This is a genomic window from Streptomyces sp. NPDC093510, assembly GCF_040683555.1.
Taxonomy (GTDB): Bacteria; Actinomycetota; Actinomycetes; order Streptomycetales; family Streptomycetaceae; genus Streptomyces.
In genome coordinates, this window is record NZ_JBFBEE010000020.1 from 132,609 (window position 1) to 159,575 (window position 26,967).

Below are 26,967 nucleotides of genomic sequence, written 5' to 3' on the forward strand. Positions count from 1 at the left end.
CTCGTCTCCGGATTTCGTCGGGAGCCCGCGTCGCGGTTCCCGCATGCCGAGTCGGCTCGCATCGATGAAGAGGACGGACGTACCGGCCTTACCGGCGGGGAGGTGCCGACGGCGGGCTGTGGCGAGATCACGTGCGCCGGTCGTTCCCGGCGTCCGGCCGGTCGGGCGCGCGTTGGCCGGTCGACCCCGAAGGTCACGCATCGACGCTGTTCGGGGGACGGAGTACCGGGAAACCGGCCGGGGCCGCCACCCCCCACAGGAGAGGCCCCGGCCGGCACACGGTACGAACCGCGTGCGGTCCGTACTTCCTTCAGCGCCGCGCGTGCGTTTTCTGTCACACCGCGTTCTGTCACGCGTTAGTTGCGCGTTGTACAAACATGGACGTAGGTGTGTCCGAGCCCGTAGCGTGCTGCTTCGCGCCGGGGCCGGGCGCAGATCTCCGAGTGGCAGGATTGAGAGAGTGCTGGGGGACGACGCGGAGCTGACCGCCGCGGTGCTTGCGGCGCAGGACGGGGACGAGACCGCGTTCCGGACTGTGTACCGCGCCGTGCACCCACGGCTGTTGGGATACGTACGCACGCTGGTCGCCGACCCGGACGCCGAGGACGTCGCCTCCGAGGCCTGGCTGCAGATAGCGCGCGACCTCGACCGGTTCAGCGGCGACGCGGACCGGTTCCGGGGCTGGGCGGCGCGCATCGCGCGAAACCGCGCCCTCGATCACATACGCATGCGGGGCCGCCGTCCCGCGGTGGGCGGCGACGAGTCGGAGCTGACCGGGAAGCCGGGCGACGCCGACACCGCCGGAGAGGCGATGGAGTCCCTCGCCACCGGCGACACCCTCGCCCTGATAGCCCAGCTCCCGCAGGACCAGGCGGAGGCCGTCGTGCTCCGCGTCGTCGTCGGTCTCGACGCGAAGAGCGCGGCGCAGACCCTCGGCAAGCGCCCGGGAGCCGTCCGCACGGCGGCGCACCGCGGGCTGAAACGCCTCGCCGAGCTGCTCGGTCCGGAGGGGGCCGACCCCAAGGAGGCGCTCGGCGCCGTACCGCCTCAGAGAGAGCCGCGCGGATGCGCGGTGACGTCCGCCGGTGTGACGCAATCGCGTACGCGGACGCAGAAGGACATGTGATGGCCGACGAGCAGCATCAGTGGCTGGACCGCGACGCGGCGGAGCGTCTGCTGCGCGGGGAGCCCCTCGAAGGCATCGACCCTGACACGCGCCCTGAGGCCGACCGGCTGGCGCAGGCCCTCGCCGCGCTGGCCGCGCAGACCGCACAGGCCGCGCAGGTCGCGCAGGCCGATTCCGGCGTGGAGAACGCCGCCGGTTCCGCGCCCCGCGCTGTTGCCGGTTCCGGTGAACTCCCCGGTGAGGCCGCCGCGTTGGCCGCGTTCCGGGCCGCCCGCGCGGAGAACGCCGGGGCCGCGCGGAGCGGCGGCGCCAGGACCGCGCCGTACGCGACGGCCGCCCACGAGGCGGCCGCGGGCGAGACCGTACGCATGGGACGTGCCGGGGACCGGCCGCGCCCCAGCCGCTGGGGCCGCCCGGTCCGCTTCGGGCTCGCCGCGGCTCTCGCGGCCTGCATGATCGGCGGTGTCGCCGTGGCCGCGGGGACAGGCGTGCTGCCCTCGCCGTTCGGCGCGCACAGTGACCCGGGCCCCGCCGTGTCCGCGTCACCCGTCGCCACCCCGGAAGAGCCGTCGGCCACCCCGTCGGAGGAGGCGGGGGAGCCGTCCGAGGACATGGTCCCGGACGCGAGCACGGCGCCCGACGAGGAGCCGACGTCGCGGGAGACGGCGAGCAGTCCGCCGCCGGAGGCCGAGGCGGGCGGCGAGCACACCGGCAGCCCGCAGCAGCCGAGCGGCGACAGGACGCCTCGCGGCGACGAGGCGAAGCAGTGGTACCGCAAGGTGGTGCTCGCCTGCCGCGCCTACCGCAGCGGTGAGCTCCAGGGCGACAAGCGCCGCCGCCTGGAGGAGGCCGCCAAGGGTCCCGCGCGCGTGGAGGCGTTCTGCGGCCGGGTCCTGGGCGGTCCGGGCGGCGGCGGTCAGCACGGCGGGGGCCAGCACGGCGGCGACGGCCAGCAGGGCGGCGGAGACGGCAGTCACGGCGGCGACGGCGGCGGCCAGGGCGGTGGCGACGGGGACGGCGACGGCGAGAACGGCTCGGGCGGTGACGGCGACGGCGGCGACGGCGGCGACGGGGGCTCGGGCGGTGACACCGGCGGCCACCCCGTGCCGCCCGTCTCCACCCCGTCCGCCCACCCGCCGACCCCCGCGTCCTCCCGCAGCGCCCTCCCCACCTTCCCGTGACCGGTGGCCGGACCGGGTCGCGGAAGCCTCTCACCTCGTAGGTGTGACGTTTTTTGAGGTGGTGACGCAGTAAGAAGTGAGCCGACTGGTCATCGGCCCGCGCACGAGCCGGGGGTTCCCCCCGTACCTTCGGCTCCGTGCCCTCGGCGTGGGCGGGATACGTTCCCCCGATCCCGCCCACGCCGCTTTTCACGTACAGGGGACGACGTCTCACTTGTAGATGACGACCCGGTCGCCGTCCCGTACCTGCGCGAACAGGCTCGCGATCTTCTTCTCGTCCCGGACGTTCACACAGCCGTGCGACGCGCCGCTGTACCCCGTGGCCGCGAAGTCCGACGAGTAGTGGACGGCCTGGCCGCCGCTGAAGAACATCGCGTACGGCATGGCCGTGTCGTAGAGCGTCGAGACGTGGTGCCGGGACTTCCAGTAGACGGTGAAGGTGCCCTCACGTGTCGGTGTGTACTGCGAGCCGAACCGCACGTCCATCGTCGACATGGCCTTGCCGTCGATCATCCACGTCAGCGTGCGGCTGCTCTTGGCGATGCACAGGACCCGTCCGGTCAGGCAGCGCTTGTCCGGCGCGGCCGCCGGGCTGCCGCCGCCCGCGTAGAGCTCGTGCCGCGTCGGCTCGCGCGTCATGGCGAGCAGCCGCCGCCAGGTCACGGTGTCCGTTGCGCCGGTGCGGGGCAGCCCGCGCTTGGCCTGGAAGCCCGCGACCGCCCCGGCGGTGACGGGTCCGTACGTCCCCGTCGGGTTCTCGTTGAACCAGGCGAGCTGCCGCAGCCTGGCCTGCAGTTCCCGCACCTGACCGGTGCGGTCGCCTTCCCGCATGAGTGTCCTGGGAGGGGCGGAGGGAGGCGCGGGAGGAGGAGTGGGCGTGCGTGCCGTGGGGGTCCGGGCCGGCTGCCTCGCCGTCGGCTTTCCCGGTTTGTCGTCCCCGCCGGACGGGCCGGCCGGCTGCCCCGCCGACGTCTCCTTCCCGGGTCCGCCGCCGGACGGACTCCCCTCCGTGTCCACCGCGACCGCCTTGCATCCCGCCGTCAGGACCAGCACCGCCACGGCCCCCGCTGATATCGCGCCCCTGCCCATCACGCCCCCGCGCTCGTAGCCGGCACCTCGGAGGGTGCCCTTGGACAACACTCCTGAAAGTGTTTCCCGGTTTGCCGCGAGTGACGCGTCCCGTGCGCGGGCGCAAGCTGGAGGCATGACACACGAGTCGGAGTCAGGACTGCCCATCGAACCCGTGTACGGCCCCGAGGATCTGGCGGACTGGGAGCCGGCGGAGAAGCTCGGTGCCCCCGGCGCGTACCCCTACACGCGCGGCGTCTACCCCACGATGTACACCGGCCGCCCCTGGACGATGCGCCAGTACGCGGGCTTCGGCACCGCCGCCGAGTCCAACGCCCGCTACCGGCAGCTCATCGAGCACGGCACGACCGGCTTGTCCGTCGCCTTCGACCTGCCCACGCAGATGGGCCACGACTCCGACGCTCCGATCGCGAGCGGCGAGGTCGGCAAGGTCGGCGTCGCGGTCGACTCGGTCGAGGACATGCGCGTCCTGTTCGGCGGCATCCCGCTGGACAAGGTCTCCACGTCGATGACGATCAACGCGCCGGCCGCGCTGCTGCTCCTCCTCTACCAACTGGTCGCCGAGGAGCAGGGGATCGCGGCCGACCGGCTGACCGGCACGATCCAGAACGACGTGCTGAAGGAGTACATCGCGCGCGGCACCTACATCTTTCCGCCCCAGCCGTCGCTGCGTCTCGTCGCGGACACGTTCCGGTACTGCCGGGCCGAGATCCCGAAGTGGAACACCATCTCGATCTCCGGCTACCACATGGCCGAGGCGGGCGCCTCGCCCGCGCAGGAGATCGCCTTCACCCTGGCCGACGCCATCGAGTACGTCCGTACGGCGGTCGCGGCGGGCATGGACGTGGACGACTTCGCACCGCGCCTCTCCTTCTTCTTCGTGGCGCGTACGACGCTCCTGGAGGAGGTCGCCAAGTTCCGTGCCGCCAGGCGCATGTGGGCCCGCGTCATGCGGGAGGAGTTCGGCGCGAAGAACCCCAAGTCGCTGATGCTGCGTTTCCACACGCAGACGGCGGGCGTGCAGCTCACCGCCCAGCAGCCCGAGGTGAACCTCGTCCGCGTCGCCGTCCAGGGCCTCGGCGCGGTCTTCGGCGGCACCCAGTCGCTGCACACCAACTCCTTCGACGAGGCCATCGCGCTCCCCACCGACAAGTCGGCCCGCCTGGCCCTGCGCACCCAGCAGGTCCTCGCGTACGAGACGGACGTGACGGCGACGGTCGACCCCTTCGCCGGGTCGTACGTCGTGGAGAGGATGACCGACGACGTGGAGGAGGCGGCCCTCGCGCTGATGCGGCGCGTCGAGGACCTCGGCGGCGCCGTGCACGCCATCGAGCAGGGCTTCCAGAAGGGCGAGATCGAGCGCAACGCCTACCGCATCGCGCAGGAGACGGACAGCGGCGAGCGCGTCGTGGTCGGCGTCAACCGCTTCCGGCTCGACGAGGAGGAGCCGTACGAGCCGCTGCGCGTCGACCCCGCCATCGAGGCCCGGCAGGCCGCCCGTCTCGCCACGCTCCGCGCCGAGCGGGACGGCGCGGCGGTGGGCGCCGCCCTGGCCGCGCTCCAGGAGACGGCGAAGGCGGAGCCGGGGGAGGGGGCCAACGTCCTGTATCCGATGAAGGAGGCGCTGCGGGCGCGGGCGACCGTGGGCGAGGTGTGCGACGCGCTGCGGGAGGTGTGGGGCGCGTATGTCCCGACGGACGTGTTCTGAGGCCTGAGGCCTGAGGCCTGAGGTTTCTCCCCCTCCTACCCCGCCTGTCCCTCCTGTCCGTCAAGCGGACACCGATATCCATGAGTCGCACGCCCATGCGAGACTCCCGCCATGCTGGGTGTCACCGATCTTCCGACCTATCTCGCGGGCCTCGTCCTCATCATCCTGCTGCCGGGGCCGAACTCGCTGTACGTGCTCTCCGTCGCCGCCCGCCGCGGCGTGCGCACCGGCTACACCGCCGCCGCCGGTGTCTGGTGCGGCGACGCCGTCCTGATGACGCTGTCGGCGGCGGGCGTGGCCTCGCTCCTCCAGGCCAACGCCCTGCTCTTCGGGGTCGTGAAGTACGCGGGCGCCGGTTATCTGACCTGGCTGGCGGTCGGCATGCTGCGGGCGGCGTGGGGCATGTGGCGTGCGCGCAGGGAGCAGGCCGTGGAAGGGGGCCGGGCGGACGAGCGGGAGGCGGCCGCGGGGGAGCGGCCGTTCCGCAGGGCCTTCGTGATCAGCCTGCTCAACCCCAAGGCGATCCTGTTCTTCATCGCCTTCTTCGTGCAGTTCGTCGATCCGGGCTACGCCTATCCCGCGCTGTCCTTCGTCGTGCTCGGCATCCTGGCCCAGCTGGCGAGCTTCCTCTACCTGACGGCCCTGATCTTCAGCGGCACCAGGCTCGCGTCCGCGTTCCGCCGCCGCAAGCGGCTCTCGGCCGGGGCCACGTCGGCGGCGGGCGCGCTGTTCCTCGGGTTCGCGGTGAAGCTGTCGGTCAGCAGCGTGTGACGGCGGCGCCCGTCAAGGGCGGGTAGCTGTCGCCACCCGTCCGGTCTGCCGCGTCGATGTAGGTGGCGAGGGCGTCGCGGGACCGGGCGATCTTCTCCATCTGGTCGTCGAGGCGCCGCAGCCGTGTCCGCATCGCCTCGAGCAGCTCGGGGCAGCCGGGCAGCTCCGGGACCTCTCCGACGGCGCAGGGCAGCACGTACGCGATGTCCTCGGAGGAGAGGCCGGCGCCCAGCAGGTGCCGGATCTGCGTCACCCGCAGCACGGCGGACTCGTCGTACTCGCGGTACCCGTTCGCGCCGCGGTCCGCCTCCAGGAGCCCCTGGGACTCGTAGTAGCGCAGCTGGTGGGCGTTGACGCCCGTCCGGCGGCCCAGTTCCCCGATTCGCATCGAACCTCGCTTGACCTTCATACCGGTATCAACGTTGACGATGCTGTCATGAACAACGAACCCGAGAACAACAATTCCGCGATCGACAATGCTGCCGCGCCCGCAGCCGCACCCGTGACCGTCATCGGTCTCGGCCTGATGGGGCAGGCGCTGGCCGCCGCGTTCCTCAGAGCCGGGCACCCCACCACCGTGTGGAACCGAACGGCGGCCAAGGCCGGTCAACTGGTCGCGGACGGCGCGCGGTTGGCGCCGACCGTCGGCGACGCGCTCGCGGCGGCCCCTCTCACGATCGTCTGCCTCACCGACTACGACGCCGTACGGGAACTGCTCGGCGCGAGCGAAGTCGCCCTCGACGGCACGACGTTGGTGAACCTGACCTCCGGCGACTCGGCCCAGGCCCGGGAGGCCGCGCGGTGGGCCGGGGAGCGGGGTGCCCGCTACCTCGACGGGGCCATCATGGCCGTCCCCACCGCCATCGGCACCGCCGACGCGGTGATCCTGCACAGCGGTCCCGCGGCGGACTTCGAGACGCACGAGGCGACTCTCGCCGCGCTCGGCACCGTCACCCACCTCGGCGCGGACCACGGCCTCGCGTCCCTGTACGACGTGGCGGGCCTCGCCATGATGTGGAGCGTCCTGAACGCCTGGCTCCAGGGCACCGCCCTGCTCAGGACGGTCGGCGTCGACGCCACGACGTTCGCGCCGTTCGCCCGGCAGATCGCCGCCGGTGTCGCCGAGTGGCTGCCCGGGCAGGCCGAGCAGATCGACAAGGGCTCCTTCCCGGCCGAGGAGTCGTCCCTGGAGACCCACGCGCGCGCCATGGCGCACATGGTCCAGGAGAGTGAGGCGGCGGGTGTCAACGCCGAGCTGCCGAAGCTGATCCAGGCGATGGCCGCCCGCTCGATCGCCGCCGGGCACGGCGCCGAGGAGTACCCCGTGCTGATCGAGGAGTTCAGCAGGCCGTCGGACGGCTGACCGTTCCCTGGCGCCACGCAGGGGGGACCGTTCAGTGGTGCCACGCAGGGGGAACCGTTCAGTGGTGCCAGGCCGAGCCCCCCACGTTGTGGATCATCCGCTGGAGGACCTTCAGCGTACGGACGTAGTCCTCGTCGGTGATGCCCTCGTGGATCTCCGCGCGGACGGCCTTCTGGCGGTCGGCCACGCGGGCCTGGAGCGCCTGGCCCTCGTCGGTGAGGGCGATGACGCCCGCGGGGCCCTCGGTGATGAGGCCGCGGTCGTGCAGGGCGTCGATGTTGTGGGACAGGACGCCCTCGCCGACCTCCAGGTAGCCCTTCAGGACCGCTACGACCTCGTCCCGGGAGCGGCCCTCCGGCGCCTGGACGAGCTGGCTGAGGGTCCACCACTGGGGCTGGGTGAGGCCCATCTCGGCGAGCATGGTGCGGATGTGGTTGACGACGGCGGCGCCCGCGGCCGAACTCCAGTAGCCGACAGGCTGGTTGACGAGGTCCTGGTCACTGTGTGAATACGCGAAAGCTGACATGTGCTGAACGTAGAACCTCAAGTATCCTTGAGGTCAAGCCGCGCAGCGTGCCAGATACTCCGTGAGGCCGTCCCGCGCGTCCGTCCCCGCCCAGCCCACGTACCCGTCGGGCCGGACGAGGAACAGCCCCTTCCCGTACGGCTCGTACGTGGGTACGTCACGCACGTGCACCAACTCGGCGTCCAGCGGCGGGAGTTCCGCGTCCATGCCCACCGCGAGGAGCGTGAAGTGCGGGCCGCGGAACACGTCGAACAGGGTGCCGGTGCCGCACGGCCCGTCCGGCGCGCGGTCGCCCGCCCGCAGCGCCTCCTGCGGCAGGCCCTCGCGCGTCTCCACCGCCAGTGACGCGTTCCGGTAGCCGATGCCGAGCTGCCGGGTGGCCGCCCCGCGCCGCGCCTCGCCGCGGTGGATGCGGGTGGACAGGCCCAGCATCCGCGCGGCGTTGGGCCGCCGCTCCTCCTCGTACGTGTCCAGGAGTGCTTCGGGGGCGCCGCGCCCGAGCACCGCGCCGAGCTTCCAGCCCAGGTTGTAGGCGTCCTGGACGCTGGTGTTCAGGCCCTGGCCGCCCGCGGGCGAGTGGATGTGCGCCGCGTCCCCGGCCAGGAAGACGCGGCCCTCGCGGAAGCGGTCCGCCAGGGCCGCGCGCGGCCGGAAGTCCGAGGACCAGCGGACCTCGGTCACGTCGTCCGCGGTCAGGTGCGTGCGGGAGGCGACGAGGTCGCGTACGCCCTGAAGGGAGAGGTCGGGTGACGCCCCTGCGGGGAACTGGGCGGTCAGCTGGAAGTCCTCGGTGCCGGCCAGCGGACAGATCGCCGTGTAGAGGCCGGTGTCGTCGGCGGGCGGGAACATGTGCCAGTTGTCGCGGTCGAGCGCCGGGACGCGGACGTCCGCGACCAGGACCGGGTTCGGGTCCACGGCCTCGCCCGCCATCGTGATGCCCAGCGCGCCGCGCAGGGTGGAGCGGCCGCCGTCCGCCGCGACCGCGTACGCCGCCCGTACCGTCGCGCCGGTCGACAGCCGGGCGGTGACCCCATCGGCATCCTGGGCCAGCTGCGTCACCTCCGCGCCGAACGCGACGTCGCCGCCGAGTTCCCGCAGGCGCGCAAGGAGGATCTCCTGGGTGCGCCACTGGGGGAGCATCCACGGCGTGGTGTACGGCGCGGTCTCCGTCGGCTCCGGTTCGTCGAACATCCGGTGCTCGCCCTGCCGCTCCCCGTCCCGCCACACCATGCCGACCGGGACGGGACCGCCCGACGCGAGGACCGCGCCGATCACGCCGAGGTCGTCGAAGACCTCCATGGTGCGGGGCTGCAGGCCCTTGCCGCGGGAGCCGGGGAAGAGGGCGGCGGCCCGCTCGACGACGAGGGCGGGCACGCCGCGCCGCGCCAGGTCGCAGGCGAGGGCAAGACCGGTGGGCCCGGCGCCCACAATGAGTACGCCAGTGTCCTTAACGTTGTTAAGTGCCATGCCGCAGAGCTTGCGCTTAACGGTGTTAAATTGTCAAGGTGGCTACGACGAAGCTGGACCGGACCCGAGTGGCGCGCACCGCGCTCGACCTGCTGAACGAGACAGGGCTCGAAGGGCTGACCCTGCGCGCCATCGCCCAGCGCCTCGACGTGAAGGCGCCCGCCCTGTACTGGCACTTCAAGGACAAACAGGCGCTGCTCGACGAGATGGCGACCGAGATGATGCGGCGCATGGCCGAGGACTTCCTGTCCGCGCCGGACTCCGACTGGTGCGTGACGCTCACCACCGCGATGCGGGACCTCCGCGCCCACCTGCTGCGCTACCGCGACGGCGCCAAGGTCTTCAGCGGCACGCGCTACACGGACCTGTCGTACGCGGCGCCCCTGGAGCTCCATCTGCGGACGCTCGGCGAAGCTGGATTCACGCCGGCCGCGGCGATCCGGGCCTGGTTCACCGCGTACAGCTACACCATCGGATACGTCATCGAGGAGCAGTCGACGGGCCCGACGGGCCCGACGGGCCCGACGGGCCCGGATGCCGCGCACGGCGAGGGCGGCTACGAGCTCGCGGCGCGCGCCGAGCGCCTAGCCGCCTACCCGCTGGCCGCGGCGGCGGGCGAGGAGATGTTCCGCTCGCACGACCGCGGCTTCGATGAGGGCCTCGCCGCGGTCGTGGCGGGGATCGGGGTGACGCTCGTCAACTCCGGGGGGTGAGGCCCCGGTTGAGTCCGTCGCGGATGAGCGGAGTCAGTCGCTCTTCCACGAACCGGTTCAGGAGCCACGCGAGGACCAGCATCGCGGCGATCGTCAGACCGAACGTCGCGTACGACGGCAGCCCCAGGTGGCGGTGCAGCGCCTCGACCGTCACCCAGCCCAGGTGCTCGTGCACCAGGTAGAAGGGGTACGTCAGCGCGCCGGCCACCGTCAGCCAGCGCCAGTTGACCCGGTCGAGACGGCCGAGCGCGATCAGGAGCACCGCCGCGAAGCCCGCCGTCACCACCGCCATGATCACGGCCGAGGAGCGGTACGAGAAGAAGTCCGGGTTCGGCGCGTGCCACAGCCCCTGGACCGCGTAGTGCTGGCCGATCAGCCAGCTGACGCCCGTGATGCCCCACGCCGTGAGGTCGCGGCGGTCGCGGTGGATCAGATAGATGCCGATGCCGCCGACGAAGAAGGGCGCGTACTCCGGCATCAGCACCAGGTCGAGCAGCGGCTCGTCCGCTCCCTCCGCGACGGCCGCGGACAGTGTCCACACCGCGCAGAACAGCACCACCCGCGCGCGGGTCGCGCCCGGCATGACCACACACAGCGCGAACAGCGCGTAGAAGCGCAGCTCCGCCCAGAGCGTCCAGCACACGCCGAGCACCCGGTCCACGCCCAGCGGCTGCTGGAGCATGGTGAGGTTCACCAGCGCGTCGCTGGGCGAGACCGCGTCGTACGCCACGACGGGCAGCGCGAAGACCGCCGTCACCAGGACGATCGCCGCCCAGTAGGAGGGCAGCAGACGCGACGCGCGGGACGCGAAGAACGAGCGCAGGGGCCTGCCCCAGCCGCTCATGCAGATGACGAAACCGCTGATCACGAAGAAGATCTGCACGCCGAGACAGCCATACGCGAACCATTCACTGGCCGTCGGGAACTGCTGCTTGGGCGAGCTGCCCCACGCCTCGGCGATCTCGCCGTCGCGGCCGCCGTAGTGGTACGCGGCGACCATGAGCGCCGCGACGAGCCGCAACCCGTCGAGCGCGCGCAGCCGGGGCTTCCCGCGGGCGGGCCGGGGGGCCGGCGGCGTGGGCGGGGCAGTGGGTTCCGCCCCCGGTGAGAGCTTCGGGAGGGTTATGTCGGGGGAGGTCATCCGAGCGCGGTCCGCTTGAGCGAGCGCTGCACGGAACGGGCGCGGCGGGCGACGCGGCGGACGGCCGCGTTGCGCGGGATGAACGCGAGCTGCGAGGGGACGGCGCCGGGTAGCGCGAGCGCGGTGAGGCGGCGCCGCTTGAAGTAGCGCCAGGTGACGGCGGAGAGGTTCCGTGCGAGGTAGCGCTCGGCGTCCGGGCGCAGCCGGGGGTAGATCTGCGGCTGCATCGCGAAGCCGACGGCCTTGAGGAGGTTCGTCAGCTCGCCGGTGCCGAGACCGGCTTCCTGGGCGGTGACCGCGGCCCGGTCGGTGAGCTCGGGCAGCAGGGCGTCGACGATGGTGACCGGGACGCGGTTGCTGTTCTGGTAGGGCGCGAGGCGCTCCAGGAGGAGGTCGGTGCCGGTGCGGGCGGCGGGCAGGCCGTAGAGCGCGGACGCCGTGAGCAGGGCCGTGGAGAAGCAGCCGACGACGAGCGCGGGCCGCATCCGCTGGTAGAGGACCTCGGCGAGCACGGGGGTGTCGAGCACCGTCAGCTCGACGCCGATCGCCTGCGCCTCCTTCTCCAGGGCGCGCGACCAGCGGGCGGGCGCCGTGGGGTGGGGCTTGAACACCACGCGGGTGTGGCCGAGCGCGGCCGCGCCGCGCACCATGCGGATGTGCAGCTCCTCCTCTTCCTCGGCGGTGAGGATGGAGAGCGCGGAGAGGTACTGGCCGAGGACGAGGACGGGCGCGTCGATCTCCGGCAACTCCGCTTCCTCGGCGCCCAGTTCGGCGAGCACCTTCACGAACGCCTCGGTCGGCACCACCTCCGGCTCCACCCCGAACTCGGTGAGGAGCAGCGGGGTGAGCCCCGGTACCAGGTCCAGGTGGAGCAGGCGCCGCACGCGGGTGCCGACCAGGGGGTCGATCTTGTTGCGGGTGGGGCCGTAGCTCATCAGGCCGTCCGCGTAGACGTCGACGGGGACGCCGGTGAAGATCTGCGCGAGGGCGAGCGCCGGGTTGACCTGGATGGACTCGACGGCCAGCTCGATGTCGTCGTCACCGAGGCCCCACAGCATCCGGATGTAGCGCTCCCACAGCACGACGTCGTCGCCGCGCGGGGCCCAGCCGCCCGGGTGGAAAGGGGAGATGGCCTCGTTCCAGGAGCGCACCTCGTCGAACCGGCCGCGCAGCCGCTCGAACCCCGGCATCTCGTCGAGGGGCGTCGTCGTCTCGGGCGTCGCCGCGTTGTTGCTGACGAGGAGGATGCGGCGGTCGGCGGGGCCGAAGCGGTCGGCGTCCAGGGCGGCGGCGAGGGTCGCGGTGCCGTACAGCGTGGACGCCATGAAGATCTGCGTCGTAGCCATTACGCGGCCACCTCCGCCGTCACCGGGCGCCGCCGCAGCCTGCGCAGCCGGGTCGCCCGCTGGACGTCCATGGAGTCGAGCGCGTCGTCGAGAACGCCCTGCGGCATCCGCTTCAGGGCGGCCGCACTCATTGACTTCAATTTCCGCGCCACGGATGGCTCGAACCTTTCGATGGATCCCAGATGGTGGGAGATGATCGCGCAATAGGTGCGCACGGCCTTCGGCAGGAGTTCGTCCGCGTCCCGGTCCGCCGCTGTTTCCCGTACGACCTGGTCGAATGCCTTGATGAAATCGAGCTGGCGTACGTCGCCGATCTGGGTCAGCGAAGAGGCGACACCGCGCCGGTAGAACACGCCGAGAAGGCCGACCGCGGCGAAGGATTCCGCCTCCCGGTGCAGCCGCCAGATCCAGGGCCGGTCCTCGGCGGTGCGCAGCCCGTCGGTGAAGTGCAGGAGTCCCGCGTCGGCGAGCCGGCGGTGGTAGATGCCCGCCCAGGCGTACGCGTAGTCGACGGAGGTGGAGCGGTCGGCGGGCAGGATGACGTCGCGCGGATTCAGCACGACGCCGCGCCTGCCGTGCGGGACGCGGTGCACGGTGCGGGCCCGCGCGGTGCACTGCACATGGTCGGTGCGCACGAAGTCGCACCCCAACTCCTCGATGGCGCCGACGAGTTGGGAGAAGTAGCCGGGCGCGAGCCAGTCGTCACCGTCCAGGAAGGTGAGGTACTCGCCGCGCGCCGCGTCGAGGCCCGTGTTCCGGGCGGTCGCGAGGCCGCCGTTCGTCTCATGTCTGAGATGGACGGCGCCGGGCAGCTCGCGCGCCGCACGCTCCAGGATGTCCGGAGTCTCGTCGCGCGAGCAGTCGTCGACGAGGATGAATTCGAAGTCGTCACGTGCGTTCGCACGCAGACTCCTCAAGGTGTCGGGCGCGTATTGCTGCACGTTGTAGAACGGCACGATGACGGAGAGCTTAACCACGTGGGTGACGTTAGGTGTCGGCCCGTCATTCGGGTCGACCCGCAGCGGTATGCCAGGTGAACGACGCGTGGCGGAATGGTTAACCGGGCTGCCGGACGGGCTTTTCCCGGGCCGATTCGCCATTCGTCGGCATGCTGTTAACCGTTTGTTGCACCTGAGTTGGGCCGCGAATCGAAATGCCTTCCTAGCGTCTGGGACGTGCAAGGAAGTCATCGAAACCCGCTGCGGGTCGCCGTGCTCGCCGACTCCGATACGCGATGGAAATGGGGCGCTCTCACCGCGAACCGCATCGTATCGGACAGTCGGCTCACCGGCTTCCTGCTCCGCGGCCGGGCCACTCCCACGCCCCGGCAGCTCGAAGAGGTGGGCGTGCGCGCGGAGTCCCTGCGCGAGGTCACCGCCGTCGAGTTCCTGCGCGAGATGGAGCGGGACGCACCCGACGTGATCGTGCTCGCCCTGGTGGGCGGGGCGGTCCAGGCGGTCCTGCACGGACTCGCCCGCGTCGCGCAGGACGCCCTCCTCACCGGCGCCACCAGGAAGCGCCCCGTCGTCGTCACCGGCTACGTCGGCGTCGTCTACGAGAAGCTCGCCGACGGCCTCCTCCTGCGGCACGGCGCGGACGTCGTCCTCGCCAACTCCCGCCAGGACGCGGAGCGCTTCCGCGCGGTGTACGAAGGAGTGGGCGCCGACGCGTCCGCGGTGACCGAGGCCGCGCTGCCGTTCCTCGGCGGAGACCCGTACCGCGGGCCGGGCAAGCACGGCCACGAGGATGCCCCGTACACGGTCGTCTTCGCCGCCCAGCCCTCCGTGCCGGAGACCGCCGCACACCGCACGTACCTGCTGCGCCGCCTCGCCGAACACGCCCGGCTGCACCCCGACCGCGACGTCCTGCTCAAGCTGCGCAGCAAGCCCGGCGAGCACACCACGCACATCGAGGAACTGCCCTACCAGAAGCTGGCGCAGCGCGTCGAAGGCGGCCTGCCCGCCAACTGCCGCCTCGTCTACGGACACATGGGCGAGGTCCTCGACCGCACCGACCTCCTGGTCACCGTCAGCTCCACGGCCGCACTCGAATCCCTGCACCGCCGCATCCCCACTGCCGTCCTCACCGACCTCGGGGTCCGCGAGGCGCTCGGCAACCACCACTTCACCGGCTCCGGATGCCTCGCCTCCTGGGACCAGCTGGACGCGGGTCATCTGCCCGAGCCCGACGAGAGGTGGCTGGCACGGCAGGGCGTCGCCGCCGACGGAGCGTACGAGAAGGCCTTCGACGCGGCACGGGAGCGCGTCGACGCCCTCCTCACCGACGCGGCCGCCGGCGCGCTGGCGCCCGTCGAGCCCTACTACAGCCTCACCACGGCCCGCGGCTATCTGCCCGGCATCCTCGCCCGCCACCACCTCGGCCCCGACGGCGCCCCGCTCCCGGGCGCCCCCTCGGCCGACAAGGACCCCGGCCCCGTACGGCAGATCGTGCGCCGCGCGGCCCGCGGCGCCTACCGCCACGGAGTGCAGCGCGTGGCGCCCGTCATCCGGCGGATGGGCGAGCTGTGAGCCCCGGGCGAGCTGTGAACCCCGGACGAGCCGTGAACCCCGGGCGAGCCGTGAGCACCCACCCCCTCCAAGGAGCCCCCATGCCCCACCCCGACCCCGCGAGCGCACAGGCCCGCCGCGTGCTCGCCGTCATCCCCGCCCGCGGCGGCTCCAAGGGCGTGCCCGCCAAGAACCTGGCCCCGGTCGGCGGGGTGCCGCTGGTGGCCCGCGCCATCCGCGCCTGCCTGGCCGCCCGGCTCGTCACCGACGTCGTCGTCTCCACCGACGACCACGTGATCGCCGAGGCCGCCCGCGCCGCCGGCGCCGAAGTGGTGCTTCGCCCCGCCGCGATCGCCGGGGACACCGCGACCAGCGAGGCCGCCGTCCTGCACGCGATGGACGCCCACGAGGCGCTGCACGGCACGACAGTCGACGTCGTCCTGCTCGTGCAGTGCACCAGCCCCTTCCTCACCCACGAGGACATCGACGGGGTGGCGTCGGCCGTCGCCGAGCACGGCGCCGACACGGCCGTCACGGTGGCGCCCTTCCACGGCTTCATCTGGCGCGACGCGGCCGACGACGCCGACGGTTCCGCCGGAACGGCTGACGTCCCCGCGCAGCGCACCGATTCGGTGGGCGGCACCGCCACGCTCGCCAACTCCACCCGCACGCGCGGCGGTTACGGCGTCAATCACGACAAGTCGTTCCGCCCGCGCCGCCAGGACCGCCCCCAGGACCTCCTGGAGACCGGCGCCGCCTACGCGATGGACGCGGCGGGCTTCCGCACCGAGAAGCACCGTTTCTTCGGCCGCACCGAGCCCGTCCGCACCGACCCGGCCCGCGTCCTGGAGGTCGACGACCCCCACGACCTCGCCCGGGCCCGCGCCCTCGCCCCGCTCTTCGACGCGGCTCGTCCAGGAGACGACGCCGCCCTCCCGACCGCCGCCGACATCGACGCGGTCGTCCTCGACTTCGACGGCACCCAGACCGACGACAGGGTGCTGATCGACTCCGAGGGACGGGAGTTCGTCTCCGTGCACCGCGGAGACGGCCTCGGCATCGCCGCCCTCCGCAGGAGCGGCCTGCACATGCTGATCCTGTCCACGGAGCAGAACCCGGTCGTCGCCGCGCGCGCCAGGAAGCTGAAGCTTCCCGTGCTGCACGGCATCGACCGGAAAGACCTCGCACTGAAGCAGTGGTGCGAGGAGCAGGGCATCGCTCCCGAGCGCGTGCTCTACGTCGGAAACGACGTCAATGACCTCCCGTGCTTCGCCCTCGTGGGCTGGCCCGTGGCGGTCGCGAGCGCCCACGACGTCGTACGCGGCGCCGCACGCGCGGTCACCACCGTCCCCGGTGGTGAAGGCGCGATCCGAGAGATCGCCACCTGGATCCTCGGCCCCTCTCTCGACTCCCTCCACAGTTAAGGAATTTCCTGCCATGAGCAACATCACCTCCATCGGCACCGACTCCCGCCTGCGCCGCTTCGGTTCGAAGACGGCCGGCCCCGGGCAGCCCGTGTACATCACCGGTGAGATCGGCATCAACCACAACGGTGACCTGGAGAACGCGTTCGCGCTCATCGACGTGGCCGCCGACGCGGGCTGCGACGCGGTGAAGTTCCAGAAGCGCACCCCGGAGATCTGCACGCCGCGCGACCAGTGGGACATCGAGCGCGACACCCCCTGGGGCCGCATGACGTACATCGACTACCGCCACCGTGTGGAGTTCGGCGAGTCCGAGTACCAGGCCATCAGCGAGCACTGCGCCAAGCGCGGCATCGACTGGTTCGCCTCCCCGTGGGACACCGAGGCCGTCGCCTTCCTGGAGAAGTTCGACCTGCCCGCCCACAAGGTCGCCTCCGCCTCCCTCACGGACGACGAGCTGCTCCGCGCCCTGCGCGCCACGGGCCGCACGGTCATCCTCTCCACGGGCATGTCGACCCCGAAGCAGATCCGCCACGCGGTGGAGGTCCTTGGCTCCGACAACATCCTGATGTGCCACGCCACGTCGACGTACCCGGCGCAGGCCGAGGAGCTCAACCTCCGCGTCATCAACACCCTCCAGGCCGAGTACCCGAACGTCCCGATCGGCTACTCCGGCCACGAGACCGGCCTCCAGACCACGCTGGCCGCCGTCGCCCTCGGCGCCACCTTCGTCGAGCGCCACATCACCCTCGACCGCGCCATGTGGGGCTCCGACCAGGCCGCGTCCGTCGAGCCGCAGGGCCTGTCCCGCCTGGTCCGCGACATCCGCACCATCGAGGCGTCCCTCGGTGACGGAGTCAAGAAGGTCTACGAGTCGGAGCTCGGCCCCATGAAGAAGCTCCGCCGCGTCGCCGGCGTCGTCGCCGAGAGCGAGTCCGCCGCGGACGCCCAGCAGGTCGCGGTCTGAGCCTCTTACCGGGAGACGGACATACGACGATGAGCCCCCGAGTCGGCCGAGCCGACGACACCACGGCCCCGGCCGGGGCCGCCACGACGCTCGCGTTCGTGGAGAGCCCGGTCCAGCTGCTGAACGTCCTGGAGTGGGCACACTCCGCGGCCGCGACCGGCCCGACCGGGGGCCTCACCGTCGTCGTCCTGTCCCCGAACGACCCCATGACACGCGGCCAGTTGCGCCGCATGGCGCAGCTCGCACGCGACGAGGGCGTCGAGGTCCGCTGGGAGGAGGCGCGCGGCGGCGCGTCGGCTCCCTTCCAGACCATCGGGGGCCTCGCGGGCCCTCTGCGCAGGGCCGACCGGATCGTCATCGGCGACCCGTTCTCCCGCTACGTACAGCTCCTCCTCACCATCACCAAGGCCCGCTCCCTGGTCGTCGTCGACGACGGCACGGCCACGATGGAGTTCGTCTCCCAGCTGGCCCGCGGCGAACGACTCCAGCGCTGGCACCGCAAGGGCGGCCGCCCCGGCCCCCGCGACCTGGTCTTCGCCCCGGTCTCGGCCTCGGCACGCCGCCGCCTCACACCCGGCGGATCACGCACCGTGGAGGTCTTCTCCTCCATGCCGATCGACAGCGCGCCCGACGGCGTGACCGTGTCCGTCAACAGCTTCGCCTGGACGAGGGAACGCTTCGGCCCGCCCCGCATCACGCGCGGCGCCGACCTGGTCGGCACGTCACTGGTGGAGACGGGAGTGGTCGACCCGGACCGCTATGTGGAAGCGGTCCGCGCGCTCTCCCTGGCCCATGGCGCCAACCGCTACTTCGCCCACCGCCGCGAGAGCTCCGAGAAGCTCCACCGGCTCGCGGTCGAGACGGGCCTCCAGGTGGTCCGCCCGGACCTCCCCCTCGAACTCATCGCCCGCCGCGGCCCCATCGGCCGCACGATCCTCAGCTTCCCCTCGACGGTCGTCCACACCCTCCCTCTGGCCCTGGCGGGCACGGAGGTGAAGGTGGCGGTCTGCGACATCGACCCGTCCTGGCTCACGGAGACGGCGTCACCGCGCGCACAGGGCTTCCTGTCCGGCGTGACGGGGACGGCCCGGGACGTGCACCGGCTGTCCTCGGTACGTCACGGGGCGGCCGCTACCGGCTGAAGTGCCGTACGTACCGCCTCTGCCACGGGGTCTCCACGGCGTGCCGGTCGTAGTGCGTACGTACGTAGGCGACGGCCTCGGCCGCGGGCACCCCGTCCAGAACGGCGACGCACGCCAGCGCGGTCCCGGTCCGCCCGCGCCCGCCCCCGCACGCGACCTCGACCCGCTCCCCGGCGGCCCGCTCCCACACCTCGCGCAACACCGTCCGAGCGAGCTCCCGGTCCGCGGGAAGCCGGAAATCCGGCCAGCGCAACCACCGCGCCTCCCAGGGAACTTCGGGCGGCCGCTTGCCGAGCAGGTAGACACCGAAGTCGGGCACGTCCCCGTCCGGCAGCGGATGCCGCAGCCCCCGCCCCCGGACCAGCCGCCCGGAGGGCAGCCGGAGAACGCCGGGGGCCGGCTGCCACGTCACTGTGCTCTGATCGTCGGTCATGCACGGAGACTAGGCCGCACTGACCAGCGCGGCGAGCAGCAGCCCGCAGAAGATCATCCGGGCGTTACCACCTGCTGTCGCCGGTGGTCTGCCCTTCGCCTTTTAGGCCTACTCCTTAGGGCCTACTTCTTGGGGGCGGTTGTTGTGCGGAATGCTCGCTGTAGCAGGATGCGAAAACAGGAAACGGCGCCGCCGGGCCCAAGGGTGAATGCGGCGATAGCGAACAGGCCGGAATGGCTTGCGTATCCGTAAGTTATCGCCGCCGCACTGATCCCGGCGTGACCGTACGGAAGCAGTATCCCGATCCGGCCTTCACGGGTACTGACGATCGGAATGGCGATCCACAGGAAAAGCACACCTAGATAGAGGAACGGAACAAGTAGCAGCGCCATCGGGCCCCCTCGCGCGTCCCCACCTGAGGACTGGTGCGGTAGCCAGCTACTGTACTCAGGGTCCGGCGCGCTACCGGGCCAGCAGCAGAAGTGGCCGTTGGGGTTGGCGCCGGCACTGTCTTCGACGCGATCGGATCACCGTCGTAAGCGCGAACCGTTCCATTCGCGCAGAGCTTAAAGCTTAGTTCCTCCCAGATCGGTGGTGAGTTGTTCATCAGCGAACCAAGATTGCCCGGCTTGAAGAAGGCGTTGTAGACCGCACCGACCAAATCGGCGACCTTGTCGTCGACCACGGGCGAGTTCACGACTTCGCTCTTCCATTTCGTCGCAGAATCGGTCGCTTTTCGGGCGCCAAGCATGGGCCGGTACCCGGTTGAGCCCCCCCCGATGCGTACAGGGCCCTCACGCAGATCCCGTTCTCGGCCAGGCCGGGCTGATGCGCCGGGCATCCGAGCACATGCTGCTCACGCGTGAGCGCCGCGCCTCCTCCACCGGTGGCGACCATCGACATACCGGAGGTGCTGGGGCGCGCCCTCATCCTCCAGCGGCGCGCAAGGCCGGCTCCTCGGGCTAGACCTGTGCGTTCTTGACGGCGGATATGAGCGCGCCGAGCTGGGTGGGGGAGGTGGTGAGGATGACGTCGGGGTCGTCGCTTTCGCGGAGGCGGAGGGTTCCGTCGGGGGCGGTGGCGACGTGGACGCAGGAGGAGGCCTCCTGGCTGTGTGTGGACTTCTGCCAGGTGAGGTCGGGCATGGGATCGGGTCCTTCCCTGCGGGCTGCCGTCACATAGGCGTATCGGGCCGTGCGTTCTTGTACGCGGTTATGAGGGCGCCGAGTTGGATGCGGGAGGTGGTGAGGATGACGTCGGGGTCGTCGCTTTCGCGGAGGCGGAGGGTTCCGTCGGGGGCGGTGGCGACGTAGACGCAGTCGGAGCCGTCCGGGCTGAAGGTGGACTTCTGCCAGGCCGGCGGAGGTATATGGGTCACTTCTTACCGGCTCCGAAGGATGTGGGCGATGAGGTCGCGAGTCGCCGCGGGTTTGAGTGCGACGGCTTCCATGCGGTCGAGGATAGTTCGGTACTTCCCCAACTGGGCTTGTGCGTCCAGGAAGTCGCAGCCGTGGTGAGTGTCCAGCTGGACGGTGTCGAGATGCGGGTCGGATCCGTGCAGGTAGTTGACCGACTGGCCGTTGCCGGGGAAGCCCCCGCAGTCATAGGGGATCACCCGGACAGTGATGTGGCTCTCCTCGCTGAGTGCGAGTAGGTGCGAGAGCTGGGCACGGGCGGTTTCCAGGCCGCCGTACTGGATGCGGAGGGCCGCTTCATGGATCAGGGCGCTGTAGAGCGGCGGGTTGGTGCGATGCAGCACGGTCTGGCGCCTGATGCGGTGCGCCAGACGGTGCTCGATCTCGTACGCGCGGAAGGCAGGAACGGCCTCTCGCAGCATGGCGCGGGCGTGATCCGGGGTCTGAAGGAGCGCCGGAATATGGATCGCGAGTGAGACCCGCAACGCGATGGCGTGGTGCTCGAGTTCTGCCAAGTCGATGAGGTCGGGCGGTAGGTGCTCGCGATACTCCTCCCACCAGCCTCGGACGCGCCGCCCGGTCATCGCTGTGAGGGCGTCCACAAGTGCTTCGTCTGTGCACGCGTAGGTGCGCGCCATGGTGCGTACTCGGTCGGCGCTGACCGGATAGCGCCCGGCTTCGATCATGCTCACCCGCGCTTGCTGCAATCCCAGCCGGTTGGCGGCCTCGGTGGACGTGAGCCCGGAGTGCTCGCGGAGCTTACGCAGCTCGATGCCGAGTCGGCGCTGCCGCAGATTGGGGGTGTTGGTGGGCGGCACTGGCGGTCCTCTCGATGGTCAGTGACGCGGCCCGATCCCTCACACGAGTGATGCTCAGTGAAATATCACCGTGAAGGTAGCAGAGCTATCACTTAAGGCCCCACGGTCGTGCTGTCAGCCGCTCAACTCGCCCTGCTGATAAGCCGGAAGCGCACCGCGCCCAGGAGGCGCGACATGCCACCGCCCGGCGAGGCGACCGCGTGAGCGAACCGAGCTCCGCCCCCAAGGAGGCGACATGGCAACCGTATCCCCGCCCCGCACCTGGTCGTACGCCCTTCACCTGCCCCACGACCCCCGGGCGCCCCGCATCGCCCGCATGACGTCCCGCGCCGTCCTCCCCGCGTACGGAATAAGTGAACTCCTGGACGTCACCGAACTGTTGACGTCCGAGCTCGTCACCAACGCCTACCAGCACTCCGAAGGGCCCGCCGCCCTCCGGCTGCACGGCACCGATGACCCGTACGGGCTGCGGGTCAGTGTGTGGGACAGCAATCCGCACATCCCCGCCCCCTTCGACAAGCCCCCTTGTCGGAGCGGGGACGGGAGCGGGCCGCTGCGCGCCGTGCCGGACGAGGCGGACAGCGGGCGCGGGCTCGGGCTCGTGGCGGAGTGGGCCGAGGCGTGGGGCGGGCATCCGCTCGGCGACGACCTGTTCGGGCGGGGCGGCAAGTTGTTGTGGTTCGCGTTGCGGGCGCCGGAACAGGTGTGAGGAGGGCGTCAGCGCACCGCGGAGACGTCGGCAGGGGCGCGGTCCGCGGCGGGCCCACCCGATGCCACCACCGGCGCCCCCCGCTTCGTTCGCAGCCCGAACGCGCTGACCAGCACGGCGGACAGCGCCGCCGCCAGGGGCACCCAGAGCGCGGCCCGGTACCCGTCGAGGAGTGCCGACGGCGAACTCGACGCCGTGGCCGCCACATTGACCGCCGTCACCGTCGACAGGCCGACCGCCGCGCCGAACTGGAAGGACGTGTAGAGCAGCGCGCCCGCAAGGCCCTGCTCCTTCTCCGCCACGCCCTGCGTGGCGACGATGGTGAGCGGACCGTACGCGAGCGAGAACGCGAGGCCGAGGAGAAGCAGGCTCGGGAACATCATCGTGTACGTCCAGTCGGCGCCGACCGGCAGGAACAGGGCGTACGCGAGCGCGGCGAGCAGTAGTCCGCCGAAGATCACCCGGGCGTTGCCGAAACGGTTCACGAGCCGGGGCGTGAGAAGAGGGGAGAGGACCGCGTCGACGCCCATGACGAGCATCGCGAAGCTGGTTTCCAGCGTCGACCAGCCCCGCAGCTCCTGGAGGTAGAGAACGACCAGGAACTGGAAGCCGAAGAAGGCCGCGGCCAGGAGCAGCGCGGAAAGATTGGCACGCACCAGCGGGCCGCTCCGCAGAATTCCGAGACGCACCAGCGGGATCGCAGCCCGGCGCTCGACCGCGACGAACACGGTCAGCAGGGCGAGCCCCGCGCCCACGGTGAGCGCGGTCCATGCGGACGTGGTGTGCGTGGCGCGCTCCACGCCGAGTACCAGCAGCACGATGGCGGCGGTGATCGTGACCCCGCCCGCCACGTCGACGCGCTGCCCCGTCCGGTCGGGCCGCGGCGACCTGGGCACGACGGTGAGGGCGCCGACGAGAATGACGGCGGAGAGCACGACGGGCGCGAAGAACACCCAGCGCCAGCCGAGCCCGGTGAGCAGCCCGCCGACGACCAGGCCGATGGAGAATCCGCCGGCCGCCGTGCCGGAGTAGAACAGCAGCGCCTTGTTGCGGCGCGGGCCTTCCTGGAACCCGGTGGTGATGATCGAGAGGCCCGCCGGGGTCATGAACGCCGCGGCGATCCCCGTGACGAAGCGGGCGACGATCAGCATCCAGCCCTCCGTGGCGAGGCCGCCGAGCCCGGAGAAGACGAGGAAGACGGAGAGCCAGAGGACGAACATCCGGCGGCGCCCGAAGAGGTCGGCGGCCCGCCCGCCGAGCAGCATGAACCCGCCGTACCCGAGGACGTACGCGCTCATGACCCACTGCAGCGAGCCGGTGGACAGGCCGAGATCGGCGCGGATGGAGGGGAGGGCGACGTTGAGCATGGCGATGTCGATGCCCTCCAGGAAGATCGCGCCGCAGAGGACGAGGAGGACGATCCGCTCGCGGCCGGTGAAGGGCCGGCCGGGGGACTGGTGCGCGTGCGGTGCGAGGCTCTGGCTCATGGCGCCACCCTCGGCCGGGCCGGGGCGCGGAACAACGGCGAACATCGCAACGTTCGTTCAGCCAGACTGACCGATGGGGACCGACCTGGGGGTACGGCGATGGAACGCGACGAACTGGAGTGCTTCCTGCTCCTCGCCGACGAGCTGCACTTCGGCCGGACGGCCGAGCGCATGCGGCTGTCCCGGGCCCGGGTGAGCCAGCTCGTGCAGCGCCTCGAACGCCGCGTCGGCGCCCCGCTGTTCATCCGGACCAGCCGCCGCGTGGGCCTCACCGCGCTCGGCCGCCAACTGCGCGCCGACCTCGAACCGCACCACCGCGCCATCGAGGCCGCACTGGAACGCGCCGTGGCCACGGCGCGCGGCATCGACTCCGTCCTCCACGTCGGCTTCGCCAACCCGCTCACCGGTGAGATCGTCATGAAGGCGACGGAGGCCCTCCGCGTCAGCCACCCCGGTCTGGCGGTGGAGGTGTGCGAGGTGCCCCTCGGCGACCCGTACGGCCAGCTGCGCAAGGGCAAGTTCGACGTACAGCTGACCGAACACCCCGTACGGGAGGAGGACCTGAGCGGCGGGACGGTGCTGCTCACCGAGGACCGGGTCCTGGCCCTGCCCGCCTCGCACCCCCTGGCCGCCCGCCCCTCGGTGACCCGCGAGGACCTGGCGGAGGTCCCGCTCCTCGCCATCGACGGCGACGTCCCGGGCTACTGGCTCGACCACCACGCCCCGCCCCGCACCCCCGGCGGCCGTCCCATCGGCCGGGGCCCCGGCGTGTCGAACATGCAGGAGGCCCTGACGCTGGTCGCGGCGGGCAAGGGCGCCCTCCTGGCCCCCGCCCACACCGCCACATACTTCGCCCGCCCCGGCGTCACCTACGTCCCCCTCACGGACGCGGAGCCCACGGCCTACGGCCTGGTCTGGCGCAGGGACCAGGAAACGGGCGCGGTGGCGGCATTCGCACGGACGGCACGAGAAATTTCCGCTTCCTAGCGCACAACCGGTCACATCTCCCCGACGGGCTCCGTCAGTGCACCGAGAGCAGGCACCACGACACGAGGAGATGGCCATGGAAACGCGTTCGATCACGGCAGAGGTCCCGATGGCGCCCCGGATGGCCCAGGACCCCGCGCAGCTCGTCCCCGAGCTGGCGGACGTCTCGGCGGCGCTGTTCCGGGTCACCGGCAACGGCTCGGTGCCGCGCCCGACGATCGGCCTGGTGCAGCTGCGTGCCGGGCAGATCGTCGGCAGCACCTATCTGACCGTGCTGCACACGGGCTTCCTGCGCAAGGGCGGCGTGCCGGAGGAGAGGATCACGTCGGTCGCGTCCTGGCGGGACTCGCCGTACTTCACTGGTGCCGAGCGGGCCGCGCTGGCACTCGTGGAGGCCGTGCTCCAGCCGGCCGCCCACGGCGAGAGGGTCTCGGACGAGCTGTACGCCGAGGTGGCCGGGCACTACGACTCCAAGGCGCTCGCCACCCTGATGTTCGCGATCGGCCAGGTCAACTTCTTCATCGCCGTGGCGCTGGTGGCCAAGCCCGTGCCGGGGCGGTCGTTCTCCGCCCCCTGGGGGTGAGACCGGCGCACACGCCTCCCCCGATCGGCGGAGGCACACGAGCCCCGGAGGGGACGCGGGACGGCCGTGCCCGGCGGGAGCATCGGACGCATGCCGATCAAAGTCACCGCGCTCCCCGGCGTCCCCCGCTGGGCCGCCCTCGCCGCGCACGCCGTGCCGCTCGTCACCCTGCCCTCGGGGCTGTGGCGGGTCGCCCTCGTCGTAGGGCTCCCCGTCGCCGCGGAGCCGCAGCGGGGGACCGGCGAGGCCGTGTACGTCCTGATGCTCAGCGTCGTCTCGGAGGCGCTGGCCCTGCTCACGCTGGGCCTCGTGCGGGAGTGGGGTGAGACCGTCCCCGGCTGGGTACCCGTGCTCGGCGGGCGGCGGGTCCGGCCGTCGGCCGCCGTCGTTCCGGCCCTGCTCGGTGCGGCCGGGCTCTTCGGCCTCATGGGCTGGGCCTTCTACGCACAGATCGCCGGATTGGGGAGCGAAACGGCTGTGACGGACGGTACAGCGCAAACCACGCTTCTCGTGTTCTGCTATATACCGCTGATCGCGTGGCCGCCCTTGCTGACAGCGGTCGCCCTTGCCTACTACAGGCGCCGGACGACTTACGCATCCTCCGAGGCGGCCTGAAAGTTTACCCATGCCGATCGGCGGCCATGCGCCACGAGGCCAGTAATTCTTCCCCTATCGGGCTGAACTTTTGTTGATCGTGGGTTAGTTGGCCGTTGCATCGCCTTACCCTTCAGAGGGTGAACCAACTGATGTCCCGTGCGTCCGAAGAGGTGTCCGACGGCGTGTCCGGAACGGAGTCCGCGCCCGCGGACACGCTCCCCGGCACGCTGCCCGAAGCGCTGCGTGCCGAACTCGTCGCTTTCCGACGCGACCTGCACATGCACCCCGAGCTCGGCAACCAGGAGTTCCGTACCACCGCGGCCCTCAAGGCCCGCCTGGAGGAGGCGGGCCTCGAGCCCCGTGTGCTCGCCGCCGGCACGGGGCTCATCTGCGACATCGGTGAGCACCCGGCGCCGGCGGACGGCCCGGCCGAGGGCGCTGCCGGGCGCCGGGAGCCTGGCGCACGGCCCATGTTCGCCCTGCGTGCCGACATCGACGCGCTGCCCATCCCGGACACCAAGCTCGGCGTGCCGTACCGCTCCACCGTGCCCGACCGTGCCCACGCCTGCGGACACGACGTGCACACCACCGTCGTCCTCGGCGCCGGGCTCGTCCTCGCCGATCTCGCGAAGAAGGGGCAACTGCCCTTTCCGGTGAGGCTGATCTTCCAGGCCGCCGAAGAGGTGCTGCCGGGCGGCGCGACCGACGCCATCGAGTCGGGGGCCCTCGACGGCGTCGGCAAGATCATCGCCGTGCACTGCGACCCCCGGGTCGACGCGGGCCGCGTCGGGCTGCGGCACGGCCCCATCACCTCCGCCTGCGACCGCCTGGAGATCTCGCTCGACGGCCCCGGCGGGCACACCGCGCGGCCGCACCTCACCACGGACCTCGTCACCGCCGCCGCCAGGGTCGCCACCGACGTCCCCGCCCTGGTCGCCCGCCGCGTCGACGCCCGCTCCGGCCTCTCGGTGACCTGGGGCCGCATCGAGGCGGGCCACGCGCCGAACGTCATCCCGCAGCACGCCGAGCTCTCCGGGACCGTGCGCTGCCTCGACCTCAGGGCCTGGCGGGACGCCCCCGACCTGGTGCACAGCGCGGTCCAGGAGGTCGCCGACATGTACCGCGCCAAGTCCGAGATCAACTACATCCGCGGCGTGCCGCCCGTCGTCAACGACGCCGCGGTCGCCGATCTGCTGCGCGACGCCATGACCGAGCGGCGCGGCCCGCACTCCGTCGAGGACACCGAACAGAGCCTCGGCGGCGAGGACTTCTCCTGGTACCTGGAGCACGTGCCCGGCGCCATGGCCCGGCTCGGCGTGCGCGTCCCCGGTGAGCGCACCGTCCGCGACCTCCACCAGGGCGACTTCGACGTGGACGAGTCGGCGATCACCGCGGGCGTCGAACTCTTCACCGCCGCCGTCCTGTTGGACGCGATGCGGTAGAGGCGGGCAGGGCGAGGGGGCCGGT

Annotated in this window: 28 protein-coding genes; 15 read left to right on the forward strand and 13 right to left on the reverse strand. The window is 71.7% G+C overall.

Translation table 11 applies throughout. The annotated features are described in order from the left end of the window. Positions 1-460: 460 nt before the first annotated feature. Complete coding sequence (locus AB0N81_RS29590; RefSeq protein WP_365363588.1) at positions 461-1,126, forward strand: RNA polymerase sigma factor; 666 nt, start codon at positions 461-463, stop codon at positions 1,124-1,126. Continuing rightward, positions 1,126-2,307, forward strand: a complete 1,182-nt coding sequence (locus tag AB0N81_RS29595; RefSeq protein ID WP_365363590.1) for a hypothetical protein — start codon at positions 1,126-1,128, stop codon at positions 2,305-2,307. The genes AB0N81_RS29590 and AB0N81_RS29595 overlap by 1 nt, the downstream gene beginning before the upstream one ends. Before the next feature lie 210 nt (positions 2,308-2,517). On the opposite strand, the gene AB0N81_RS29600 is transcribed toward AB0N81_RS29595, so the two are convergent. Further along, entirely contained in the window at positions 2,518-3,396 is an 879-nt protein-coding gene (locus AB0N81_RS29600; RefSeq protein ID WP_365363667.1) for a L,D-transpeptidase family protein, read from the reverse strand. A gap of 115 nt (positions 3,397-3,511) precedes the next feature. Between AB0N81_RS29600 and AB0N81_RS29605 the strand changes: the two genes are divergently transcribed. Then, positions 3,512-5,104 carry a methylmalonyl-CoA mutase family protein gene (locus AB0N81_RS29605; protein WP_365363592.1) on the forward strand — a complete coding sequence of 531 codons (1,593 nt, stop codon included), beginning with the start codon at positions 3,512-3,514 and terminating at the stop codon, positions 5,102-5,104. Positions 5,105-5,215: 111 nt separating this feature from the next. After that, on the forward strand, positions 5,216-5,875 hold the full coding sequence (gene leuE, locus AB0N81_RS29610) for a leucine efflux protein LeuE (protein WP_365363594.1): 660 nt from the start codon (positions 5,216-5,218) through the stop codon (positions 5,873-5,875). Here the strand turns inward: leuE and AB0N81_RS29615 are convergent. Continuing rightward, positions 5,862-6,263, reverse strand: coding sequence for a MerR family transcriptional regulator (locus AB0N81_RS29615; RefSeq protein ID WP_365363669.1), 402 nt, complete (start codon positions 6,261-6,263; stop codon positions 5,862-5,864). The two genes, leuE and AB0N81_RS29615, sit on opposite strands and share 14 nt — an antisense overlap. A 48-nt stretch (positions 6,264-6,311) precedes the next feature. Here AB0N81_RS29615 and AB0N81_RS29620 point away from each other — a divergent pair, with 48 nt between their 5' ends. Next, complete coding sequence (locus AB0N81_RS29620) at positions 6,312-7,238, forward strand: NAD(P)-binding domain-containing protein (RefSeq protein WP_365363596.1); 927 nt, start codon at positions 6,312-6,314, stop codon at positions 7,236-7,238. A 58-nt stretch (positions 7,239-7,296) separates the two neighbouring features. Here AB0N81_RS29620 and AB0N81_RS29625 read toward each other — a convergent pair whose 3' ends face one another. Together AB0N81_RS29625 and AB0N81_RS29630 are read right to left on the reverse strand one after the other, a co-directional pair. Then, positions 7,297-7,764, reverse strand: coding sequence for a MarR family winged helix-turn-helix transcriptional regulator (locus AB0N81_RS29625; RefSeq protein WP_365363598.1), 468 nt, complete (start codon positions 7,762-7,764; stop codon positions 7,297-7,299). Positions 7,765-7,797: 33 nt separating this feature from the next. Next, positions 7,798-9,231, reverse strand: a complete 1,434-nt coding sequence (locus AB0N81_RS29630) for an FAD-dependent monooxygenase (RefSeq protein WP_365363600.1) — start codon at positions 9,229-9,231, stop codon at positions 7,798-7,800. Between the two features lie 29 nt (positions 9,232-9,260). Here AB0N81_RS29630 and AB0N81_RS29635 point away from each other — a divergent pair, with 29 nt between their 5' ends. After that, positions 9,261-9,944, forward strand: a complete 684-nt coding sequence (locus AB0N81_RS29635) for a TetR/AcrR family transcriptional regulator C-terminal domain-containing protein (RefSeq protein ID WP_365363670.1) — start codon at positions 9,261-9,263, stop codon at positions 9,942-9,944. Here the strand turns inward: AB0N81_RS29635 and AB0N81_RS29640 are convergent. The 3 genes from AB0N81_RS29640 to AB0N81_RS29650 are packed head-to-tail and all read right to left on the reverse strand — an operon-like array spanning position 9,928 to position 13,408. Continuing rightward, positions 9,928-11,085 carry an acyltransferase gene (locus AB0N81_RS29640; RefSeq protein ID WP_365363602.1) on the reverse strand — a complete coding sequence of 386 codons (1,158 nt, stop codon included), beginning with the start codon at positions 11,083-11,085 and terminating at the stop codon, positions 9,928-9,930. The two genes, AB0N81_RS29635 and AB0N81_RS29640, sit on opposite strands and share 17 nt — an antisense overlap. After that, entirely contained in the window at positions 11,082-12,431 is a 1,350-nt protein-coding gene (locus tag AB0N81_RS29645; protein WP_365363605.1) for a polysialyltransferase family glycosyltransferase, read from the reverse strand. The genes AB0N81_RS29640 and AB0N81_RS29645 overlap by 4 nt, the downstream gene beginning before the upstream one ends. Continuing rightward, positions 12,431-13,408 (reverse strand): glycosyltransferase family 2 protein, encoded by a 978-nt coding sequence (locus AB0N81_RS29650; protein WP_365363608.1) that lies wholly within the window; start codon positions 13,406-13,408, stop codon positions 12,431-12,433. Before AB0N81_RS29650 ends, AB0N81_RS29645 begins: the two co-directional genes overlap by 1 nt. A 198-nt stretch (positions 13,409-13,606) precedes the next feature. Between AB0N81_RS29650 and AB0N81_RS29655 the strand changes: the two genes are divergently transcribed. From AB0N81_RS29655 to AB0N81_RS29670, 4 genes are all read left to right on the forward strand, one after another. After that, positions 13,607-14,959 (forward strand): DUF6716 putative glycosyltransferase, encoded by a 1,353-nt coding sequence (locus tag AB0N81_RS29655; protein WP_365363611.1) that lies wholly within the window; start codon positions 13,607-13,609, stop codon positions 14,957-14,959. An 80-nt stretch (positions 14,960-15,039) separates the two neighbouring features. Beyond that, positions 15,040-16,362, forward strand: coding sequence for an N-acylneuraminate cytidylyltransferase (locus AB0N81_RS29660; RefSeq protein ID WP_365363614.1), 1,323 nt, complete (start codon positions 15,040-15,042; stop codon positions 16,360-16,362). A 13-nt stretch (positions 16,363-16,375) separates the two neighbouring features. Continuing rightward, complete coding sequence (locus AB0N81_RS29665; protein ID WP_365363616.1) at positions 16,376-17,329, forward strand: N-acetylneuraminate synthase family protein; 954 nt, start codon at positions 16,376-16,378, stop codon at positions 17,327-17,329. A gap of 29 nt (positions 17,330-17,358) precedes the next feature. Continuing rightward, complete coding sequence (locus AB0N81_RS29670; RefSeq protein ID WP_365363618.1) at positions 17,359-18,471, forward strand: hypothetical protein; 1,113 nt, start codon at positions 17,359-17,361, stop codon at positions 18,469-18,471. Here the strand turns inward: AB0N81_RS29670 and AB0N81_RS29675 are convergent. The 5 genes from AB0N81_RS29675 to AB0N81_RS29695 form a co-directional block, all read right to left on the reverse strand. After that, a complete protein-coding gene (locus AB0N81_RS29675; protein WP_365363620.1) occupies positions 18,461-18,904 on the reverse strand; it encodes a protein-tyrosine phosphatase family protein in 444 nt (147 codons plus the stop codon). The genes AB0N81_RS29670 and AB0N81_RS29675 overlap by 11 nt on opposite strands. A 358-nt stretch (positions 18,905-19,262) precedes the next feature. Continuing rightward, on the reverse strand, positions 19,263-19,601 hold the full coding sequence (locus AB0N81_RS29680; protein WP_365363622.1) for a hypothetical protein: 339 nt from the start codon (positions 19,599-19,601) through the stop codon (positions 19,263-19,265). A 265-nt stretch (positions 19,602-19,866) separates the two neighbouring features. Beyond that, positions 19,867-20,049: a DUF397 domain-containing protein gene (locus AB0N81_RS29685; RefSeq protein ID WP_365363624.1), complete on the reverse strand. Its 183-nt coding sequence runs from the start codon at positions 20,047-20,049 to the stop codon at positions 19,867-19,869. A gap of 29 nt (positions 20,050-20,078) precedes the next feature. After that, entirely contained in the window at positions 20,079-20,273 is a 195-nt protein-coding gene (locus AB0N81_RS29690; protein WP_365363672.1) for a DUF397 domain-containing protein, read from the reverse strand. 12 nt (positions 20,274-20,285) lie between these two features. Further along, positions 20,286-21,137, reverse strand: coding sequence for a helix-turn-helix transcriptional regulator (locus AB0N81_RS29695; RefSeq protein WP_365363626.1), 852 nt, complete (start codon positions 21,135-21,137; stop codon positions 20,286-20,288). Between the two features lie 235 nt (positions 21,138-21,372). Here AB0N81_RS29695 and AB0N81_RS29700 point away from each other — a divergent pair, with 235 nt between their 5' ends. Next, on the forward strand, positions 21,373-21,846 hold the full coding sequence (locus tag AB0N81_RS29700; RefSeq protein WP_365363628.1) for an ATP-binding protein: 474 nt from the start codon (positions 21,373-21,375) through the stop codon (positions 21,844-21,846). A gap of 8 nt (positions 21,847-21,854) precedes the next feature. Here the strand turns inward: AB0N81_RS29700 and AB0N81_RS29705 are convergent, their stop codons facing one another. Further along, entirely contained in the window at positions 21,855-23,213 is a 1,359-nt protein-coding gene (locus AB0N81_RS29705; protein WP_365363674.1) for an MFS transporter, read from the reverse strand. A 219-nt stretch (positions 23,214-23,432) separates the two neighbouring features. Between AB0N81_RS29705 and AB0N81_RS29710 the strand changes: the two genes are divergently transcribed. From AB0N81_RS29710 to AB0N81_RS29725, 4 genes are all read left to right on the forward strand, one after another. Further along, complete coding sequence (locus AB0N81_RS29710) at positions 23,433-24,320, forward strand: LysR family transcriptional regulator (protein ID WP_365363630.1); 888 nt, start codon at positions 23,433-23,435, stop codon at positions 24,318-24,320. A gap of 76 nt (positions 24,321-24,396) precedes the next feature. Next, on the forward strand, positions 24,397-24,903 hold the full coding sequence (locus tag AB0N81_RS29715) for a carboxymuconolactone decarboxylase family protein (protein ID WP_365363632.1): 507 nt from the start codon (positions 24,397-24,399) through the stop codon (positions 24,901-24,903). Positions 24,904-24,993: 90 nt separating this feature from the next. After that, the gene (locus AB0N81_RS29720) at positions 24,994-25,518 is read left to right on the forward strand and encodes a hypothetical protein (RefSeq protein ID WP_365363634.1); all 525 of its coding nucleotides are present in this window, start codon (positions 24,994-24,996) and stop codon (positions 25,516-25,518) included. Positions 25,519-25,649: 131 nt separating this feature from the next. Further along, the gene (locus AB0N81_RS29725; protein ID WP_365363676.1) at positions 25,650-26,942 is read left to right on the forward strand and encodes an amidohydrolase; all 1,293 of its coding nucleotides are present in this window, start codon (positions 25,650-25,652) and stop codon (positions 26,940-26,942) included. Positions 26,943-26,967: the final 25 nt, after the last annotated feature.